The organism is Yoonia sp. (genome assembly GCF_046498525.1).
In the GTDB taxonomy this organism is placed as follows: Bacteria; Pseudomonadota; Alphaproteobacteria; order Rhodobacterales; family Rhodobacteraceae; genus Yoonia.
Map to the genome: position 1 here is coordinate 1 of NZ_JAWOAN010000153.1, position 5,492 is coordinate 5,492.

At 58.7% G+C, this 5,492-nt stretch carries 4 protein-coding genes and 1 pseudogene; all 5 read left to right on the forward strand.

The annotated features are described in order from the left end of the window. Window positions 1-141: 141 nt before the first annotated feature. Window positions 142-264: pseudogene (locus R6T97_RS10150) on the forward strand (acyl carrier protein); the annotation flags it as partial. A 199-nt stretch (window positions 265-463) separates the two neighbouring features. Continuing rightward, complete coding sequence (fabF, locus tag R6T97_RS10155; protein ID WP_410349179.1) at window positions 464-1,723, forward strand: beta-ketoacyl-ACP synthase II; 1,260 nt, start codon at window positions 464-466, stop codon at window positions 1,721-1,723. Continuing rightward, window positions 1,723-2,883 carry an endolytic transglycosylase MltG gene (gene mltG, locus R6T97_RS10160; RefSeq protein ID WP_410349180.1) on the forward strand — a complete coding sequence of 387 codons (1,161 nt, stop codon included), beginning with the start codon at window positions 1,723-1,725 and terminating at the stop codon, window positions 2,881-2,883. Before fabF ends, mltG begins: the two co-directional genes overlap by 1 nt. A gap of 493 nt (window positions 2,884-3,376) precedes the next feature. Beyond that, window positions 3,377-4,672 (forward strand): DNA-packaging protein, encoded by a 1,296-nt coding sequence (locus tag R6T97_RS10165; RefSeq protein WP_410349182.1) that lies wholly within the window; start codon window positions 3,377-3,379, stop codon window positions 4,670-4,672. Window positions 4,673-4,784: 112 nt separating this feature from the next. After that, on the forward strand, window positions 4,785-5,492 hold a 708-nt coding region (locus tag R6T97_RS10170; protein ID WP_410349181.1), incomplete at its 3' end, for a phage portal protein.

The following is a 5,492-nucleotide window of genomic DNA, read 5'->3' on the forward strand; positions in this document are numbered from 1 at the left end:
GGTCACAAAGGACTCGATCGTATCAGCCATTCATAACTCCCGAGATACCAGTTATTTCCCCTTATTTCGGAAATGGAGGAATCACCAACTCTAGAGTATAGCAAATTCACCTCCAAAGTGTAAACTGAGCAAATCGGCTGCTTGGACACTGTCGAACTGGTTATGGCGTTCGAAGAAGAGTTCGGGATCGAGATCCCTGATGACGCTGCCGAGACCATCCAGACTTTCGGCGACGCTGTTAAGTTCATCGACGGCGCCAAGTAAGCACTTCGACTGATTTTGCGACACGGCGTCCTTTTGGGCGCCGTTTTGCATTTTGTTGTGCTGATTTCGCAATAATGATGTTTCGGTTGTGAATAAACACCCCGATCCGATCATTGCCGATCGCAATCGCCGCACTTGCCCCTAGCCCCTTCGCTGGGCTATCAGTGGCGCGAAATACGCCAAGAGGTGAGGGCATTATATGCGTCGTGTTGTTGTGACAGGTCTGGGGTTGGTCACGCCCCTTGCGGACGGTGTGGAAAAATCCTGGGAACGGATTCTGGATGGCCAGTCGGGTGCCGGGACAATCACCGGTTTTGACCCCAGCCGGTTGACCACGCAATACGCCTGTGAAGTGCCCTTGGGTGACGGATCTGACGGAACCTTCAACGCGGACAAGTATCTGGACCCCAAAGAGCAGCGCAAGGTCGATACCTTTATCATTTTCGGCATGGCTGCCGCGCAGCAGGCCATTGAAGATGCGGGATGGACCCCAGAGGACCGTGAGGACCAAGAGCGGACAGGCGTGATGATCGGCTCCGGTATCGGTGGGGTTAACTCGATTGCGAATACGGCTGTGATGATGGCTGAAAAAGGCCCGCGCCGTGTGTCACCCTTCTTTGTGCCCGGTGCGCTGATCAACCTTATTTCGGGTCAGGTTTCCATCAAATACGGGTTCCGTGGCCCGAACCATGCGGTTGTAACTGCCTGTTCGACCGGCGCGCATGCCATTGGTGACGCATCGCGACTGATCCAGCATGGTGATGCGGACGTTATGGTCGCCGGTGGTGCCGAAGCCGCGATTTGCGAGTTGGGGATTGCAGGGTTCAACGCCTGCAAGGCGCTGAGCACGAAGCACAACGACGATCCGACCAAGGCTAGCCGTCCGTGGGACAAGGACCGTGACGGGTTCGTAATGGGCGAGGGCGCAGGGATTGTTGTGCTTGAAGAATACGAGCACGCGAAGGCCCGTGGTGCCAAGATTTATGCCGAAGTGTTGGGCTATGGGCTGAGCGGTGATGCCTATCACATCACGGCCCCACCACCCGATCACGAAGGCGCGGAGCGCGCGATGCGCGCGGCCTGCCGCAATGCGGGGATTGACCCTTCACAGATCAATTATGTCAATGCGCATGGCACGTCGACGATGGCAGACACAATTGAACTGGGCGCTGTAGAACGGCTGGTTGGGGATGCCGCATCTGCGCTGAAGATGTCGTCGACCAAATCGGCGACAGGGCACCTGTTGGGCGCTGCTGGCGCGATCGAGGCGATTTTCTCGATCCTTGCGATCCGCGATCAGGTCGCGCCGCCGACCATCAACCTTGAGAATGTCGATTGCGAGACGGTCGTGGACCTTTGCGCCAATGCGAAGCGGCCTGCAAAGATTGACATCGCCTTGTCGAATTCCTTTGGCTTTGGCGGCACCAATGCAAGCGTCGTGTTCGGGAAAGTCGACTGATGTGGCGACATATCGCGTCAAATGCTCTGACATTCCTGATCGTTGGCCTCTTCTTGCTGGCTGGAATCGTCGCATGGGGTACGCGCGAATATCGCGCTGAGGGTCCGCTAGAGGCTGCGATATGCCTTGAGGTGCCGGAAGGTGCTGCAAATACTGACGTGCTCACTGACACGCTATTGGAGAAGGGGGCGATTTCGTCAGCTTTTGTCTATGAGACAGGTGCCCGCTACAGTGAAAAGTCAGGTGACATAAAATTCGGTCGTTTCCGTGTACCAGAGGCGGCGTCCATGGAAGAAATTGTTGATATCATCACGCGTGGTGGCCGCAATACATGCGGGACCGAGGTGATTTATCGTGTGGGGATCAACCGCACTGTGGTTGATGTGCGCGAGCTTGATCCGGCCACAAACCAGTTCGTCGAGCTGGAGACATTTGTTGTCGCTGAGGACGAACCGCCCGTGACCTACCAAGAGGTCAAGGCGGACGGCAGTGCGACGTTCCGTCTTGTCATCGCCGAGGGTGCAACCAGTTGGCAGATTACCAATGCGTTAGGCCAGATCGATGTCCTGAGTGCGGATGTGACCGATCCGCCTGCCGAGGGAACGTTGGCGCCGCGCGACTATGAGTTTTCCGAAGGCGACACCGTGTCGTCGATTTTGGCGCGGATGCAGGCGACGCAAGAGGCAATCCTGACCGAGGCTTGGCAGAACCGTGTCGATGGCCTGCCAATCGAGACGCCGGAAGAGGCGTTGATCTTGGCCAGCATCATCGAGAAGGAAACCAGTGTTCCCGATGAACGCCGGCAAGTAGCGAGCGTGTTTGTCAACCGTCTGAATCGCGGTATGCGCCTGCAAACGGACCCGACCGTGATTTATGGGATTACCCGCGGAGAAGGCGTGCTGGGCCGTGGCTTGCGCCAGAGCGAGTTGCGCGGGGAAACTCTTTGGAACACCTATGTGATCCCAGCTTTGCCGCCGACGCCGATTGCGAACCCCGGAAAGGCCGCCATCGAGGCTGCGCTCAATCCGGACACGACAGAGTATATTTTCTTTGTGGCGGATGGCACTGGTGGCCATGCCTTTGCGACCAATCTTGAGGACCACAACCGCAATGTTGCAGTCTGGCGTCAGATCGAGGCAGAGCGCGACAGTGACGGATAACCTTTTGATTTTGTTATTTTAAGGTTAACAGGCCGCGCGGTGTGGCTGTCCACCCTGATTGACATTTGACCTGTCCGCAGGTATTTTTATTCTTGCTAGAAGACGGGGATCAGCGCGGTGCGATCCCTGTCGCTCGACCGTAACGGAAGTGTCCTTACAGGTCCTATTACCATGAATGAACTGAACGAAGCGGGGCCAGATGGCCCCGAGAGGCCAGCAGACAGGCTGGCCGAAGTTGATAATCTGTCGCGTGATATTCGCATGCGGCTGCGAGAGATGGTGGATGGCCTGACGGAAGTTACAGGCCCAAATCTCAAAGAAATTTGCAACAAACTTGATCTTTTACATGCAGCGCACCTGAAGGTGCTGACTGCCGAGGACGCATTCCATGCAAAAACCGGAACTGACCCAGACGCAGACGCTATCGACTATGATGCGATCCGACTTGAAATCAGGGGCCGACTTGATCGCATCCGCGAAAGCCTCTTGGCAGATGGATTTCCTTGCAATGCTGACACCAGAGCAGCTTGCAACGCTGCCTTACCTGTTCGACTTTTGGGCGATGCCGCATCAGATCGCACCAAGGGGTGATTGGCGGACATGGGTCATCCTTGGCGGGCGCGGCGCGGGAAAAACCCGCGCGGGTGCGGAGTGGGTGCGCAGCATGGTCGAGGGTGCGCGCCCCCATGCGTGCGGTGCTGCGCGCCGTGTCGCCCTGGTCGGTGAGACGATGGATCAGGCGCGCGAGGTGATGGTGTTTGGTGATAGCGGTATTCTGTCCGTATGCCCGCCCGATCGCCGTCCCGACTGGATTGCGGGCCGCCGTTTGCTGGTCTGGCCCAACGGGGCGGAGGCGCAGGTGTTTTCCGCCCACGATCCCGATAGCCTGCGCGGTCCGCAGTTCGATGCGGTCTGGGCAGATGAATTGGCCAAATGGCGCAAGGGTGGCGAGGCGTGGGATATGTTGCAGTTTGCATTGCGCTTGGGCGACAGCCCGCGCGCCTGTGTGACAACGACGCCGCGCAAGTCGCAGATGCTGCGGGAGTTGCTGGATCAGGACACGACAGTTGTAACCCATGCACCGACGCAAGCGAACCGTGCGAACCTTGCGGCAAGTTTCCTGCAGGAAATCGAGGGGCGCTATGGCGGGACGTCACTGGGGCGTCAGGAAATGGATGGCGTGATGCTGACCGAAGTGGAGGGTGCGCTCTGGTCGGCGCGTGATCTTGCGCGCTGTCAGGTTGCGGATGCGCCGGCGCTTGACCGGATTGTCGTCGCTATTGATCCCCCCGGCACGTCGCATGCGGGGTCGGATGCATGCGGGATCATCGTGGCGGGGGTCTGCATGCAAGGCAATGTGCAGGACTGGCATGCAGTTGTACTGGACGACGCGAGTATGTCTGCGGCGCGTCCGACCGCTTGGGCCGAGGCTGCGATTGGTGCGATGCGCAGGCATGGGGCGGACCGGCTGGTGGCCGAGGTCAATCAGGGCGGCGATATGGTCGAGGTCGTGGTGCGCGGGGTAGATCCGTTGGTGTCCTATCGGTCTGTTCATGCCAGCAAGGGCAAGATCGCGCGTGCGGAACCGATTGCTGCGCTTTACGAGCAGGGCCGCGTCAGCCATTTGCGTGGTTTGTCCGCGCTGGAGGAACAGATGGCGCAGATGACGATACGTGGATTTGAAGGCACGGGGTCGCCGGACCGTGTCGATGCGTTGGTCTGGGCTTTGTACGACTTGATGATCGAACCTGCCGCGAAGTGGCGGAACCCCAGTATTCGTACGCTCTAAGGGCGTTGCGTGCGGTGCCGGACGGTGCTGTCGCGATTTCCTAAACCCTTTGCGCGAAATTGTTTTTCGTGAACTGCAGATGGTCACAAACGACCGGCACCAGGAGTTTTGAATGTTTGAATTTTTAAACCGTACCAAGCCAGATGCGGCCCCGGTCGAGGCGAAGGCCTCGGCCACGGGGCGTGTGATGGCGATGTCCAGTGCCGGTCGTGTCGCCTGGTCGCCGCGTGATGTTGTGTCGCTGACACGGGCCGGTTTTTCGGGCAACCCGATCGGGTTTCGTGCGGTCAGGATGATCGCAGAGGCGGCGGCGGCATTGCCTGTGGTCGTGCAGGATGCCGCACGCCGGTATGAGACGCATCCGGTGCAAGCTTTGTTGGCGCGTCCCAACGCGGGACAGGGCAGGGCGGAGCTGCTGGAGGCATTGTTCGGGCAGCTTTTGCTGACTGGTAACGGGTATCTGGAGGCTGTCGCCGATGATGCCCTGCCGGTGGAGATGCATGTCTTGCGCTCGGATCGGATGTCTGTCGTTCCCGGTGCCGATGGCTGGCCCGTGGGTTACGAGTACATGGTCAATGGCCGCAAGCACCGGTTTGCGGTGACGGAAGGCCCCAGCCCGATTTGCCATATCAAGAGCTTTCATCCGCAGGATGACCACTACGGGTTTTCGGCTTTACAGGCGGCGGCCGCGGCGATTGATGTGCATAATGCGGCGTCGCGCTGGTCGAAGGCTTTGCTGGATAACGCGGCACGGCCCTCTGGCGCGATCGTGTATCGCGGGGCGGATGGTCAATCTTCCTTGTCCGCAGATCAGTATGAC